Here is a 14,377-nt window from a genome sequence, read left to right on the forward strand (position 1 = left end):
AATATGACATCTATTTCGTTATTTTTTCCAGCGGCCGCTCGATGATCAGCGCCTCTTCCCAGTCCTTGCACACATCCACCCAGGCTTTTGCATCTGAATATGTATTAATTTCATCAGGTGTCAGTTCAATGGCAGAATTGCTGCTTCCGCATGCAGGGAATAGGGTCTCGAATCTTTTCATAGATTCATCCAGATATACATCCAGGTCATTTTTCAGTCCAAATGGACACACACCGCCTACGGCATGGCCGGTCTGCTCGAGGACTTCCTCCGCTGAAAGCATCCGGGCTTTGAAACCGAACGTTTTCCGGAACTTCTTGTTATCAACCTTGGCATCGCCTGCTGCCACCACAAGAATTGCTTCATCCCCATCCCCCCTGAAGGAAAGAGTCTTGGCAATTTGTGCAGGGCTGACACCGATAGTTTCAGCAGCCTGTTCCACTGTTGCACTTAAAGAATCAAACTCCATTACATCCTGTTCCCGATCCCATTTTTTAAAATGGGCTTTCACACTTTCAATTGACATTCAAACTCACCCTTCCTCTAATTCCGTAAAATCTTATATATATTCAATATTTATACTTTATAGTTGTCTATTTTAACATACTATCAGATGATGTCATCGGGATAATTTCTCTTTATCAGAAGATTCACATTTGCTCTTATTGGTTTCTTGCACTAATATAAATTTAATATTAAACCACAGATTAAAAGAAGGATTATGTATGAAACAGACTATTCCATATAAATTTATAGGAGGAAGAATCGCCAAAACCGGACTGGCGGTTTTTATAACAGCTTTTATTTGCCATATGCTGGATTGGCCAGCCATGTTTGCTGTGATTACGGCAATCGTTACGATTGAGCCCACTGTTGCGGACTCAATTCGGAAAGCATATGTCAGGTTTCCGGCGGCAGCCATTGGTGCGGGATTTGCTGTATTATTTACGTTCATTTTCGGGGACAGCCCGTACAGTTATGCTTCCGTGTCGCTTGCGACAATCATTGTCTGCCATAAGCTGAAGCTTCATGATGGAATGCTGGTGGCTACATTGACGGGTGTCGCTATGATTTCAACAGTACAGGACCATTATCTGTCCTCTTTTTTCATTCGATTGGGGACTACGACTACCGGAATTGTCGTTTCCACAGCAGTTAACTTTTTTGTCATGCCTCCCAATTACTCAACATCAATCATAAAAAACATACATGCCCTTTACAGACGATCCGGTGACATTTTACATAAAAGAGGCCTTGAAATTTTCAATTCACAGGGATCCGATGGCACTGTCCGTTCTGATTTTCAAAGACTTATTAAAGATATCGATAAAACCGAAACCTTATGCCATTATCAAAAAGCAGAATATAGGTATCACCGATTTAGCCGTGAAGATATGCGCAACTTTCATTATGAATATAAAAAACTGACTATTTTAAGGCAGATTACCTATCACGTGGGAAACTTGATCTTTCTGCCAACTGTCCTTCCGGAGCTGGAGAAGGACAGGAAAAAGGCAGCCGCTGCTGTTCTTGAGGATATAAAAGACAGCCTATATGACCCGGGCTTTCTTATTACAGAAAGCCATCATAAAAAAATCAGCGAAGTAACACAGTGGTTTATTGAGCAAAAACAGCTGAACCCTGCAGGCGGTTTGAGACCGCGCACACACCACCATGTCCAGCCTGAAACAGCCATTTTATATGAGGTTCTCTCCATCCATGACTTAATTGAGGAATTGAATCAAATTCAGACTATGGAAATTAAGCACCGGAAGCTTTTAAAAGCCCCACTTGAAGCAGGTGCCCAACAAGGCGGGGAACAGGCATGAATGAATAAAGGAAGACCGGGAATTCAAATCCCCGGTCTTATCTTTTGTCAGGAAGATATACTCGCTTCATCGAGCAAATATCCTGCTATTATTCTTGTTAATACATCACGGTCCATTTGCAGCATGGGAACTCCTGCATCTGCAAGCAGCTTTTGCGTATTGTCTGATGGAAAATCAATGGTCCGCTGGAAATAGCTGTGGAAAATGCTCATTGAATTATGAAAAGCCTTTTCCTCACTTGTCATTTCTGCAGATGATGATGGGACACACATCTCCAATTGCGGAAAATCCAATACCTCTTTTACTATTTCATATACATCTGATTGCAGAGGCGGGTTAGGGTTTGTAATGTTGAAAATCCCGCCATTTTCTGCATGAATCAGGGCGGCATCCAGTGTATCTATAACATAATTCACTGGCACAAAATTCTGGGCAACTTCTGGATCCAAATAGATTCTGCAGAATTGGCCGTCTTGTCTTCGCATGGCCCGTTTCTTTAAGATCTTAATGCCTTTTAGAAATCCATATAAGCCGAAGTTTGTATCTGCTTCACCTGTTCTGGAATCACCGATGATAATAGCCGGACGGAGAATAACAATATCCAGTTTTTTCCGAAATGTATATACTAGGTGTTCTGCCTCGCATTTGGAAGCTTCATAGGGATTTACAAAACGCCTGTCCGCAGAGTAAAGAGCCTCCGCCCCAAAAATCTCTTTCCCAACCGTATAGGCGGTACTGATATATAAAACTTTTGGACATTTTATTTCCAAAGCAAGATTCAGAACATTTTCTGTTCCTCCCACATTCACTTTAAAAGTCTTATCCCGATCCTTTTCATCAAAAGATAGAAGTGCTGCACTATGATATAAGGCATTTATCTTTCCTTTTAATGAATTCACCAGTTCTCTATTTAGTCCAAGATGCTCTTCTGTAACATCGCCTTCCAATATATGAATCTGTCTGGAAAAATCGCTTCCCTCGCCTTGCATGAAAGCATCCAGCCGCTTTCTGCTCCTGACTAATAAATAAAGTTCATGCCCCTGTTCCAAAAGCTTTAATGAAAGCTTTTTCCCTAAAAAACCGTTTGCACCTGTAATTAGTATATTCAAAGAAGAATCGCAACCTTTCTACCTAACATCCCTGTAAAAACTTTAGCGGGAAATTCATTTAAAAGCAATGGAAATACATTTACCCTAAATCGGTTCTGCATATTCATAAACAACAGAAGCGCCTGGTTTTCCCCAGGCGCCTTTTTTAGGATAAGTATTTTTGTTTTCGCTCATTCTTTTCATCCCTGTCGCAGACTCCCTGAAAAGGACAGGCTGGACACTCATTCATATTGTACAAATCCGAAAACTGTCTTGTGTCTTCAAGAAGCGCCTTCATCATCTGCAGATAGATTAATCCCGCTTCAAGGCTATCTTTATTTGGATTGAATACATGCCTATCACCATCCATTAATGTTATGACCTCAATTCTGGCCGGCCTTATTCCAAATACCTTTTCTGAAAAAACCACTGTTAAATGACAATAGAGCTCAAGCATTTGCTCATCAGCATCCACCAGGAATTTCTTCACTATAAAAGAGTCCTGCTGCCATTCCGCGACATCAAAAGTTAAAGAAAGATCTGCATTCAGCTCTTTAAGATTCATTCTGAACCTTTCATACAAAAACAGCGGCTGTGCTATTTCAGATTCACTGCTTAAGTTTCTCATTAAACTATCAGTTACCGTTGCTGCAGCCATATAATATTGGAGCTGGGAATCAAACATGCGAAGCTCCAGCCTTCCCCAATATTGATCGATCAGCATAAGAACGTTCGCAGGAGTGCGATGGCTTTGCGGCAGCTGAAAATAGGATGAAACAACTTTATTGATAATATGCTGAATGGCCTGACGCCAGCCAAGAGGATGTTTTTTCTTTTCAATATGTGCGTAATAAAATTTATAAGGGCACCGGATAAAGTCCGTTAAATTCTGGTCAGTCATTGTGCGGACGGATACTTGAGAGTTTTTGATCAACTCCTCGCCTCCTTAAAATCAAAACTATGTATAATTGAAACCGATTATCATCTATCTTTATTTTAATTGATAATGATTATCAAAATCAACATGTTTTAAAAAATAAATAAAAAAACACCTTCAGCTTGAAGGCGTCTCCTTATGAGTATGGCTCATCCTGCTTTTCAAAGGGATAGATCATCTCTTTATCCAGGTCCATTTGCTTTAAAAAATGATCATGTATGAATTGCTTGATTTCCATAAGCTCTGAACCTGTCGGAAATGCAGAAACATTTATGGCTGGCAGGTCTTTAAGCTTGGATGAATGATCAAAATCGGTTGATATGACCAGATCAAACTCTTCATATTCTGAAATTAAATCGATGCTTGATGAATCAAGCGTTGATATAGAAAGCTGTTTTCCAAAATGATAGTTTAGCACTTCCCTAATATAATCTTTTTCATAATATGTCCGGCATACAAGCGCAGCTTGTATTACATGCCTATTCCTCTTTCGCAGAATAGCAGCCTGGAGAAGAGTAAAGATTTCAAGAACATCCAGCTTTTTAAAAATAAGGGGGACTTTCGAGAATGTTTTGACTCCCAGGTCCTCTATTGTTTTGAAAAGTGGATTAGTCTCATAATATGGAAGATATTGCATCATTGAGCTATGGAGTGTTTCGGTATTTAATTCTTTTTCAAGGTAAATTCTCTTGAATGTCTGGTAAATGTGAAATAGAAAGATATCATCATCTGTTAAATTGAAGCCAGCAATATTCGAAAGGTCTTCTAAGTAGACAGAAAAAGGATGTTCCCTTTCGCCTATTCTTCTCCTGCGGAGATAACGCAGATGCTCCGATCTATTCGTCGGCCTTTCCTCACTCATTAAATAAATGGCAAAGAAAAGTATTTCCTTGAGCTGTGTTTCCCTGGAAGGAATATTGGCTTTAGCCATAAAATGCACTATTTCCTTAGCTGAGAGAAAAAATTTACTTTCCTTATATGCATCCACCAAAGTTTTTGGAAATGAAACAAAATAGCCCATAGACATACGCAGGTTTGAAATATATAAGATCATTTTGAGGCGCTGAACGGCTCCTGTCCGGAGAGTCATCGAATAGCTCGAGGTCTGCTCCAGCAAGGCCGACTGAAAATCCCCGGAATACGGCCAATCCTTCTCAGCTTCCGGTTTAAAGCTCATTAAATCTAAGTATTGCATGATAAAACGCCTGATATCTCTTTCATCTCCGACTACTTTGAATGGACTCGAAGTTAAAGTAAGCTGTGATTCCTGAAGAACCTCCTGAAGCTTTTCAATGTGGCGGTATGCGGTCGAACGGCTTATATGCACCTCATTGGATATTAGAGAAATATCTATTCCATCGCTTAATAAAATCAGCTTTAACGTATGGAAGTAAGTATTCTTATCGCGAATTTCTCTCAAAATGCTCTCCAGAGTCCCGCTTTCAGGTTTTCTCAGCCTAACTCCAAAAGCCTCATGCCTTTCCAGCTTCCAATCCTCCGGCAGTATCGTGTCCAGGAATTCCAGATCACGCCATATCGTGCTTTTTGAAAAACCTGTGCGTTCTGCCAGCTGAGCTAAACTGATCCATTTATTTTCACTGAGCAAATGAAAGATTAAATCTGAATAGCGTTTATAAAACCGGTTCATTTTATCACCTATCTTTTCAAGCACTTCAAAGTTATCTTTTCTTTTACCGAATCTGTTTACTCATCTTTTACTGCTATCTCAACGAAAAAAGGCATGCTCAGGAGAACATGCCCAATTCTGAATTACATTCATTGGTTCTAACCGATTCTGACCCAGCCCTTTTTGATGGCTAGAAAGACTGCCTGAGTCCGATCATGAACTTTTATCTTTCTCAAAATGCTGCTTACATGATTTTTAACCGTCTTATCGCTAATAAAAAGCGCTTTACTGATGCCAGTATTGCTATTTCCATCTGCCAGCAGCTGAAGCACCTCGCATTCGCGGCGAGTCAAAATATGCAGAGGACGCTGATAGTTTTGATTTGACGCATGATTGCTGCCTGAATTTAATTCTGTAAGTCTTTTGTATTCCTTAATAATATTTTGTGTAACCTTGGGATCCAGATAACTGCCGCCGCTTGCAACAATCCTGATTGCTTCGATTAGCCCTTTTGCACCAATATCTTTAAGGAGGTACCCGGCTGCACCATACTGGAGCACTCTCGTCACATAATTCTCATCATCATAAAAAGATAATATAATGACTTTGCTTTTTGATTTGTTTTCATTCAGCTTATCCGTTGCTTTGATGCCATTCATATTGGGCATGTCGATATCCATAATCATGACGTCAGGCTTATAATTCTTATCAATTATGAGAGCATCACGGCCATCTTCCCCTTCAGCAACAACTTCAAGGTCTTCTTCCATTTCCAGTATCCGTTTGACCCCTTCTCTGAAGAGCTTATGATCATCTACAATCGCAATTTTTAGCGCCATTTCCCTGTTCACCTGCTCGGAAGTATTCTGAACCATTCGTATCTATCAAACCTATTTTACATAAGTTTTTTCAAAGCATAGTTTCAAATATGAGGTTCGGTGTTTCATTATAGAAATTTGCCGGATGCCTCCAGACGCCAATCAAATAAACTGAATTTTATGTTATGATCGAAATACTATGAGGAAGGAGTATGTGGACATGAACTCTTACAGCAAAACCTTAGATGGTGTTTTCCCATCCGTTTGCTCCTTGGATTGCCCCGATCAATGCGGCCTTCTCGTTCATAAAAAAGAAGGAAAAATCGTAAAAATTGAAGGAGATCCCAATCATCCCGTAACACAGGGGAATATTTGCAATAAGGTCCGCAACATGCCATCAAGGATTTATGATAAAAATCGCCTAAAATATCCAATGAAGCGTACTGGCACCAAAGGTGATGGCCATTTTGAACGGATTGGGTGGAAAGAGGCGATAGACACGATCACTTCCAGATGGAAGGACCTAATTGTCAATAATGGCCCTGAAAGCATCCTGCCATATAGTTTCTACGGAAATATGGGCAGATTAAACGCAGAAGGAATGGACCGCCGTTTCTTCCATAAAGTCGGGGCATCACGCCTTGACAGGACGATTTGCCAGTCTGCCGGTACAGCTGGATATACGTACACAATGGGCGGGAGCTTTGGAATAGATCCGGAGGATACCATCCATTCAAAGCTCATTATTCTATGGGGCATTAATGCAGTCAGCACGAACATGCATCAAATGATTCTCGCACAAAAAGCAAGAAAGAGCGGTGCGAAAATCGTTGTGATTGACGTCCATAAAAACCAGACTGGAAAAATGGCCGACTGGTTTATACCGATTACTCCCGGCACTGATGCTGCTCTGGCTCTTGGCATGATGCACGTCTTGTTTGACGAAAATTTGGAAGATGAGACCTTTCTGAAAAAGTATACGGTTGGCCACCAGGAACTTCGTGAACATGTGAAGGAATATGATCCTGAAACAGTAGCCGGCATAACAGGTGTGCCAAAAGATGATATTCTGAAATTAGCCCGTATGTATGGAAAGACTTCCCCTGCTTTTATCCGAATCGGCAACGGGCCACAGCATCACGACAATGGAGGAATGTGCATTCGCACCATTTCATGTCTTCCTGCAATTACAGGACACTGGCTCTTAAAGGGCGGCGGTGCCATCAAGGGAAACTCCGGCTATCTTGCTTTTAATACTGGAGCCCTTCAAAGGCCTGACCTCCTGCACAAAAAGGATACACGCCTCATTAATATGAATCGGATCGGTTCGGCACTCTTTGAGCTGGAAAAACCGATTAAATCTATGTACGTCTATGGAACCAACCCTGCTGTTGTTGCACCAGAAGGGAATAAGGTCCGTCAAGGGCTGCAGAGAGAGGATTTGTTCCTTGTTGTCCATGATCTGTTCTTAACCGAAACGGCCAAGTATGCTGACATTGTACTGCCGGCGGCTTCTTCTTTTGAGAATACGGACATCTATTCATCCTATTGGCACCACTACATCCAAATTCAGGAGCCAGTCATAGAAGCATACGGCGAATCAAAATCTAATGTCGAAGTGTTTCGGCTTCTTGCAGAAGGAATGGGCTTTCATGATTCTGTATTTAAAGAAACAGAAGAAGAAATGATTGATGCCGCATTAGATTTTTCAGCTAACCCCTTAATTGAGGAAATCAATGCTGAATCCCTGAAGAAAAACAAGTTTATCAAAGCAAGGATAAAACCGCTTTTTCCTGGCAGGCTGCCCACGCCCAGCGGAAAAATAGAATTATACTCGCAGAAAATGAAAGATGATGGATATCCTCCTCTGCCGACATACATACCGCTGAAGGAAGTAAATAAATTCCCTTTTCTATTTGTGCCTGCACCGAACCATCACTTTTTGAATTCAACTTTTTCGAATAATACAAAACATGCAGCCATGGAGAAGGAACCGCGTCTTCACATAAATACAAGGGATGCTATAAATGCTGAAATTAAAGATGGCGACTTGGTTCGTATTTGGAATGAACGAGGGGAATGTGAACTCAAAGCGGCTGTCGGAGAACTTGTCCTTACTGGTACAGTCGTTTCACAGGGAATTTGGGCAGACGCCCCAGGAACAAAACATCTGGTCAATTCGCTGACTCCGGACAGGCTTTCCGATATGGGAGGCGGTGCCGTGTTCTTTTCAGGCCGGGTAAATATTTCGAAAATCAGAAAAGAATAACCCCTGCAAAATTGCAGGGGTTTTTTGCATTCTATGAAGCATTGTTATTCTTAACATCAAAATCCTCTATGAATGAATCAATATCCGATTTTCTAAGTACAATGACTTTTTTACCTTCTGCTTCAAATCTGTCAAGCCGTTCAGCCATTTTCTTTTTGCGGGTTCTGTATGTTGTCAGAATGAATTTAATAAACTTCCAGTCCATTTTCTCCTTGCATCCGGCTGCCATATCAGGCCGTGTTTTACCTAGATTGGTCAGCCACCTCTTCAATACCCTGTACAAGCAGAGATACAGGGGAAGTTCCAGATATATGACTGTATCACACGCAGCTGCCCTGATTTCAAAAGTATTGCTGTAATTGCCTTCAATAATCCACTGCTGTTTTTTCACAAGTTCACGCTGGGCATCCGAAAATTCTGGAAGTCCGCTTTCCACCCAGCCGGGCTTCCAGAATACAGCATCCAGATGATATACCTCAATGCCTGTTTTTTCTCCTAATTTTCTGGCAAAGGTTGATTTTCCTGCGCCCGCTGAAATCCCAATCACCATAATTCTTCTCAAATAATCAGCCCCTTTTCCAAATGCTGATTGATGACTTAATCCGGAAAAAGAATAAGAACCACTTTAAAGGAAAAAATATCAACCATAGTCAATAATCGTATAATGGAGGCAATCCAATGCAAAAGAATAAGACACGTCTCACAGCGGCTGAAATTGCATCATTGTGGACTTCCTATATGAATGACAGCATGGCCAAGTGCATTTTAGGGTTTATGCTTAAAGATCTGGAGGACAAAGAAATTAAGGGAGTGGTCCAATTCGCATATGATTTGACCACCACCCATTTAAAAAAGCTTGTCAAGGTTTTTCAGCAGAGTGAGATGCCGCTGCCTAATGGTTTTTCTGATAACGACGTCATTATGACTGCCCCATGGCTCTTTTCTGATATGTTCTGCTTAACGTATATAAACCATATGGCTCGGACAGGTCTTATTTCTTACGGCAGCTTTCTTTCCATGAGTTCAAGGGAAGACATATGTGAATACTTTACAAATGGGCTTCATGAAACTTCAGTTCTATATAATAAGTCAACCCGGATTGCCCTCAGCAAAGGCCTGTTTGCAAGGCACCCTTATATAGAAACACCACCTGTGACTGAATATATTGATAGCAAGAATTATTTAAGCGGGCTGAATCCTTTGGCCAATAAAAGACCGTTAAATACAATAGAAATATCTCATTTGTATATGAATGTCATGACCAATGCCATGGGGGTAAACTTAAGCCTCAGTTTTGCTCAGACCTCACCGGTTAAAGAGGTTTCAGATTTTATGCTTAGAGGTGCAGAAATAGCCAACAAACATATTAAAATTTTCACAGATATTCTGCTGCAAAATGATATTCCCACACCCCGTCTGCCTGATGTCAGTGTCAGCAATTCGGTTACACAGACATTTTCAGATAAGCTGATCATGTTTCATATGAGTTTAATAAGTGCAGCAGGAACCGGAAACTATGCTACGGCAGCAGCTGCCAGCCAGCGCAGCGATTTGGCCATGAATTATGAACGCTTATCCATTGAGATTGCCAAATATGCCAAAACGGGAGCAGACATTATGATTAAACATCATTGGATGGAAAAGCCGCCTGGCACAAAAGACCGAAAAAAATTGGCCCAGAATAAAAACGGATCATGATGGAAAAAGGAGCAGCCATGCTCTTTTTCTTTTTGGTTCATAAATTGGAGATACTTCTTTTCATTGCTGAGTTTAAAGCCTCAGCAAGTGTTTCATGCCATCCCTCACAAAACTCAGGTATTTGCGGAGGATCGACCAGGATCCTTTCTGATGACTCATACCTGGCTTCAAAGTCGAACATTCTTTCTATATCCATATGATAAAAAATCTGATAGCCAATTTTAGGATATGCGCTTCTTTCAGTCCACTGCAGATTCTCGCTATGGTCTACGATAATATATCCCATTTGGGTGCACTGCCCTTCCACATAGCCTTCTTCCATGGCTTCTCTCTTAAAACATTGCTTCGGGCTTTCACCCTTTTCTATGTGACCGCCGGGAATATCCCATCCCCGGTTCTGCAAATTCACTAATAAAACCTTTCCTCCTAAAAAGCAAAACCCATGAACGCTCGTAATACATTCTCTTTCTGGAAGATAGGCTGCCTCCTTCCAGGTTAATTTTATCCTTGCTCCGCCCCAATCCACGTAAGCAGCAGTCATATATTTACCTCGCTTTTTTTTAAATCCGCTTAATTACATTCAACACTTGCCTTTTTATTTCCTCTTTTACAGCTAAGTGGTTCCTGCTTAAAGGTTTTTCTTAATAAGTGCTATAATATGAAAGTATTTAAAAAAGAAGGGCTTGATCATATTGGCAATGACAAAGAAAAAACGGGTATTAAAAGAGATAAGACAGCTCATCATGATTACGCTAGGTGCGGTGATTGCAGCGGCAGGACTTGAGTTTTTCCTTGTCCCCAATAATATTCTCGATGGCGGGGTTATCGGTCTTTCCATTATCGCTGCTGAACTGACCGGGATGACCATGAGTATATTCCTGATTGTTTTAAATCTGCCATTTCTCTATATTGGCTTCCGTAGAATAGGAATGAAATTTACGATACATACGTTATACGGTGTTATTGTTTTATCTGCCAGTACCGCATACCTGCATCATTTTGAGCCGGTAACCAATGATTTATTTTTAGCGACAGTCATAGGAGCTGTCATTCTCGGTACAGGAGTCGGCCTTGTGATCAGAACTGGCGGAGCATTGGATGGGTCAGAAATTATCGCCATCCTAGTCAGCAAAAAGCGACCAGTGTCTGTCGGCCAGTTTATCATGATTGTCAACGTATTTATATTTATTCTTGCGGCCTTCCTCGTTTTTAGCTGGGAAACTGCCATGTACTCCATTATCACCTATTATATTGCTTATAAAATGATTGATATCGTTGTGGAAGGTATAGAAGAGCTGAAGTCAGTAACGATCATTTCTGATATGCCTGAAGAAATCTCTGCCGAGCTCCTGAAGCAACTGGGGCGGGGAATGACCTATATTCAGGGCCAGGGTGTTTTTACTGGAGAGCCCAAAAAAATCATTTATACCATCGTAACACGAATTGAATTATCTGCGCTCCGTTCGATTGTAGAAGATATCGACCCGAATGCATTAGTGGCTATAGAAAATATTGCCGATGTCAGCGGCAGCAACTTTGACAAGGGCACAGCTCATTGATTGTGAAATAAAGAAAGCAGCCTCCTGCACAATAGGAGACTGCTTCCTTTGTTATAAAAACAGCAGCAAGCTGAGCGCCATTACGGCCATTCCTGCCACAAGACCATAAATAGAAGTATGGGCTTCATCATACTTCTTGGCAGCCGGCAATAATTCATCTAGGGAAATGAACACCATTATTCCGGCAACTGCAGCAAAAATGACACCAAACATTACATCGTTTAAATATGGCATTAAAATCAAGTATGCCACAAAGGCGCCAATTGGCTCTGACAGCCCTGATAAAAATGAGAGCTTAAAAGCCTTCTTCTTGCTACCAGTGGCGTAATAGACAGGAACTGAAACAGCAATCCCCTCTGGAATATTATGGATTGCGATAGCCGCAGCAATGGCGATTCCAAGCGATGGGTCCTGAAGTGCAGATGTAAAAGTTGCAATTCCTTCCGGGAAGTTATGAATCGCTATCGCCAAAGCGGCAAAGGTTCCCATTTTTAAGAGTGCCGGATCTTCGACGACCTTGCCTGCATCATTCATCTCTTCAACTGTTCTTACTTCATGCGGGTTATCCTTTTTAGGAATAAACCGATCAATTAGTGCAATAAGGACTATCCCGCCAAAAAAACCTCCAACAGTTGCCCAGTTGCCGTTTACTTGACCTAATGCTCCTACCAGCGCATCTTTTGCTTTTACAAAGATTTCAATCATGGAGACATAAATCATTACACCTGCGGAAAAGCCAAGTGCCAATGATAAAAACTTCGTATTCGTTCTAGAAGTAAAAAAAGCCATTAAACTGCCAATACCTGTCGCTAAGCCTGCAAACAATGTGAGACCTAATGCAAATAATACTTCCTGCGACATTTTACTCTCTCCTTTTTCACTGTTGCCAAAAAGTTTCTCTAGGGCAACTTTTGCGTTAAAAAAATATATATCCAAGATTACTAAAAGTATATGCGCCTAACTTAAAAAGTTTACTTTGGTAAACATTTTATCTCCAACGCAAACCAAAAGCAATAAAAATGACTCTGCAATTCTTTTTTTTTTACTTCAATATTATAAGAATGACTGAAGAAAATGTGCAAAAAAAAGGAAAAAAACCTCCGCCACTTATCACAGCGAAGGTCAATCCCACACACGCTTTAATTTGAAAAGTTCCTGAAAGTACCCCCATACAGATATGGGCGACATAATCATCTGATAGAAAAGGATAAATGCAAAAAAACCTAATATATTTTTTCTTACTTTCAAATTCAGATTTTTAAAAACATAATGCTTTTGATACATATATAAGATACCGTAACTTAGAATTGTAAGCGGCAAGACAAATAAGGTCATAGGGCCAACTATCCAGAAATAACCGAAGAATGCCAGCATCAATCCAGGGATCCAAAAGAAAGTATACACCATGTCCAGATATGGCATAACAAGGTTAACGCCCGTTAAGTATTTTGTGTAAATTTGGGGCTGATTCCATGGTTTAATTTCATTCAGGCCTTCAATCATCCCTCTTGCCCACCTGGACCTTTGCTTTGCAAAGTGTGATAGATTGGAAGGAACATCCGTAAATGCTGCAGCCAGAGGCTCAAAATACACTTTCCATTCTCTCTGAAGAAGTCTCCATGTCAATACAATATCTTCGCCAATGGCATCCGGCCAGCCATTTACATGGCGGACGGAATTTGTTTTGTACAAACTGAAGGCCCCTTGAGCAACCAGTGTGCCCTGATATAACCCCTGCAGCCTCTTTATTGAAGCAATACCCAGGTAATATCCCACTCCTGTATTTTAGTCAATAGGTTTTCGCGGCTATTGCGCACAAGCATGGAGCCCGCTACGGCACACACATCTTCAGGACTGCTTTCCATGCGTGCCACTAAAAAGCGGACCGCTGAGGGATGAAGCAGGGTATCGGCATCAAGCGTGATGACATACTCTGTTGTCACATGCTGCAGCCCTTTGTTTAATGCATGGAATTTTCCCGGCTTAGATTCCTTTAAAACCTTGATTTCAATGTTAAGTTCTTTTTGAGCCCTTACTAATTCACAATAGGTATTGTCTGAAGAACGATTGTCTATGACAATAGCTTTAATTTTGCCTTTATAATCCTGGCTTGCCACATAGCTTAACGTCTGAAAGATTGTTTTCTCTTCATTGAAGGCAGCTACCAGCAATGTCACTTCCTTATCAGGATCCGGATTTTTAAATGAAGGCTGCCTGTCCAAAAGCAGGCTCATCACCAGAAAGGCATTCATATAGCCAGGTACATAGGCAATTCCGCCAATAATCAGCAGACTGATCGGGAGCGTGACAATCTCCGATAATTCCTTAAGCCAGGGAAGCGATAAATAAATAGAAAGAGCCAGCCATACTGCTGAGACAAGGTGGCTGAGTACAAACTTATTATTAATGGAGACATATAATTTTTTTCTTCCTTGTCTTTCTTCCGGCTTGATGGGTGTTAGACTTGGCTGCATAATCTCACCTTCAACATAATATACTTAACTGAAAATATATCATACTGAAGGTGAAGTAACCACGAAAATTATACTAGA

12 protein-coding genes and 1 pseudogene are annotated in these 14,377 nt (G+C 41.0%); 4 read left to right on the plus strand and 9 right to left on the minus strand.

The features are described 5' to 3' along the window. Positions 1-10: 10 nt before the first annotated feature. Entirely contained in the window at positions 11-526 is a 516-nt protein-coding gene (locus ACR42H_RS17415) for a YbaK/EbsC family protein (protein ID WP_113881401.1), read from the minus strand. A 199-nt stretch (positions 527-725) separates the two neighbouring features. On the opposite strand from ACR42H_RS17415, the gene ACR42H_RS17420 reads away from it, so the two are divergent. Then, positions 726-1,829 carry an aromatic acid exporter family protein gene (locus tag ACR42H_RS17420; RefSeq protein WP_436372197.1) on the plus strand — a complete coding sequence of 368 codons (1,104 nt, stop codon included), beginning with the start codon at positions 726-728 and terminating at the stop codon, positions 1,827-1,829. Between the two features lie 47 nt (positions 1,830-1,876). Here ACR42H_RS17420 and ACR42H_RS17425 read toward each other — a convergent pair whose 3' ends face one another. The 4 genes from ACR42H_RS17425 to ACR42H_RS17440 form a co-directional block, all read right to left on the minus strand. Continuing rightward, positions 1,877-2,938 (minus strand): SDR family NAD(P)-dependent oxidoreductase, encoded by a 1,062-nt coding sequence (locus ACR42H_RS17425; protein ID WP_436372199.1) that lies wholly within the window; start codon positions 2,936-2,938, stop codon positions 1,877-1,879. A gap of 145 nt (positions 2,939-3,083) precedes the next feature. Next, positions 3,084-3,851 (minus strand): hypothetical protein, encoded by a 768-nt coding sequence (locus ACR42H_RS17430; protein ID WP_436372201.1) that lies wholly within the window; start codon positions 3,849-3,851, stop codon positions 3,084-3,086. A gap of 139 nt (positions 3,852-3,990) precedes the next feature. After that, complete coding sequence (locus tag ACR42H_RS17435) at positions 3,991-5,526, minus strand: helix-turn-helix domain-containing protein (protein ID WP_436372203.1); 1,536 nt, start codon at positions 5,524-5,526, stop codon at positions 3,991-3,993. A 113-nt stretch (positions 5,527-5,639) separates the two neighbouring features. Next, on the minus strand, positions 5,640-6,320 hold the full coding sequence (locus ACR42H_RS17440) for a response regulator (RefSeq protein ID WP_436372205.1): 681 nt from the start codon (positions 6,318-6,320) through the stop codon (positions 5,640-5,642). Between the two features lie 199 nt (positions 6,321-6,519). On the opposite strand from ACR42H_RS17440, the gene ACR42H_RS17445 reads away from it, so the two are divergent. Continuing rightward, the gene (locus ACR42H_RS17445; RefSeq protein ID WP_436372207.1) at positions 6,520-8,568 is read left to right on the plus strand and encodes a molybdopterin-containing oxidoreductase family protein; all 2,049 of its coding nucleotides are present in this window, start codon (positions 6,520-6,522) and stop codon (positions 8,566-8,568) included. A gap of 31 nt (positions 8,569-8,599) precedes the next feature. On the opposite strand, the gene ACR42H_RS17450 is transcribed toward ACR42H_RS17445, so the two are convergent. Further along, positions 8,600-9,130, minus strand: coding sequence for a topology modulation protein (locus ACR42H_RS17450; RefSeq protein WP_436372209.1), 531 nt, complete (start codon positions 9,128-9,130; stop codon positions 8,600-8,602). A 116-nt stretch (positions 9,131-9,246) separates the two neighbouring features. Between ACR42H_RS17450 and ACR42H_RS17455 the strand changes: the two genes are divergently transcribed. Then, complete coding sequence (locus ACR42H_RS17455; protein WP_113881393.1) at positions 9,247-10,266, plus strand: DUF3231 family protein; 1,020 nt, start codon at positions 9,247-9,249, stop codon at positions 10,264-10,266. 37 nt (positions 10,267-10,303) lie between these two features. On the opposite strand, the gene ACR42H_RS17460 is transcribed toward ACR42H_RS17455, so the two are convergent. After that, positions 10,304-10,807 (minus strand): NUDIX domain-containing protein, encoded by a 504-nt coding sequence (locus ACR42H_RS17460; protein WP_113881392.1) that lies wholly within the window; start codon positions 10,805-10,807, stop codon positions 10,304-10,306. A gap of 157 nt (positions 10,808-10,964) precedes the next feature. On the opposite strand from ACR42H_RS17460, the gene ACR42H_RS17465 reads away from it, so the two are divergent. Then, positions 10,965-11,825: a YitT family protein gene (locus tag ACR42H_RS17465; protein ID WP_436372212.1), complete on the plus strand. Its 861-nt coding sequence runs from the start codon at positions 10,965-10,967 to the stop codon at positions 11,823-11,825. 51 nt (positions 11,826-11,876) lie between these two features. Here ACR42H_RS17465 and zupT read toward each other — a convergent pair whose 3' ends face one another. Both zupT and ACR42H_RS17475 read right to left on the minus strand, forming a co-directional pair. Continuing rightward, complete coding sequence (gene zupT / locus ACR42H_RS17470) at positions 11,877-12,686, minus strand: zinc transporter ZupT (protein WP_009333594.1); 810 nt, start codon at positions 12,684-12,686, stop codon at positions 11,877-11,879. A gap of 261 nt (positions 12,687-12,947) precedes the next feature. Beyond that, positions 12,948-14,299, minus strand: a pseudogene (locus ACR42H_RS17475) (glycosyltransferase family 2 protein). Between the last annotated feature and the right edge of the window lie 78 nt (positions 14,300-14,377).

Source organism: Cytobacillus sp. BC1816 (assembly GCF_051353635.1).
GTDB lineage: Bacteria > Bacillota > Bacilli > Bacillales > Cytobacillaceae > Cytobacillus > Cytobacillus oceanisediminis_C.

What these genes read in the sequence shown, in the direction of transcription:
- ACR42H_RS17465 (WP_436372212.1), top strand. Translation starts at nt 10,965, where the DNA reads ATGACAAAGAAAAAACGGGTATTAAAAGAGATAAGACAGCTCATCATG.
- zupT (WP_009333594.1), bottom strand. Translation starts at nt 12,686, where the DNA reads ATGTCGCAGGAAGTATTATTTGCATTAGGTCTCACATTGTTTGCAGGC.
- ACR42H_RS17440 (WP_436372205.1), bottom strand. Translation starts at nt 6,320, where the DNA reads ATGGCGCTAAAAATTGCGATTGTAGATGATCATAAGCTCTTCAGAGAA.
- ACR42H_RS17460 (WP_113881392.1), bottom strand. Translation starts at nt 10,807, where the DNA reads ATGACTGCTGCTTACGTGGATTGGGGCGGAGCAAGGATAAAATTAACC.
- ACR42H_RS17415 (WP_113881401.1), bottom strand. Translation starts at nt 526, where the DNA reads ATGTCAATTGAAAGTGTGAAAGCCCATTTTAAAAAATGGGATCGGGAA.
- ACR42H_RS17420 (WP_436372197.1), top strand. Translation starts at nt 726, where the DNA reads ATGAAACAGACTATTCCATATAAATTTATAGGAGGAAGAATCGCCAAA.
- ACR42H_RS17445 (WP_436372207.1), top strand. Translation starts at nt 6,520, where the DNA reads ATGAACTCTTACAGCAAAACCTTAGATGGTGTTTTCCCATCCGTTTGC.
- ACR42H_RS17455 (WP_113881393.1), top strand. Translation starts at nt 9,247, where the DNA reads ATGCAAAAGAATAAGACACGTCTCACAGCGGCTGAAATTGCATCATTG.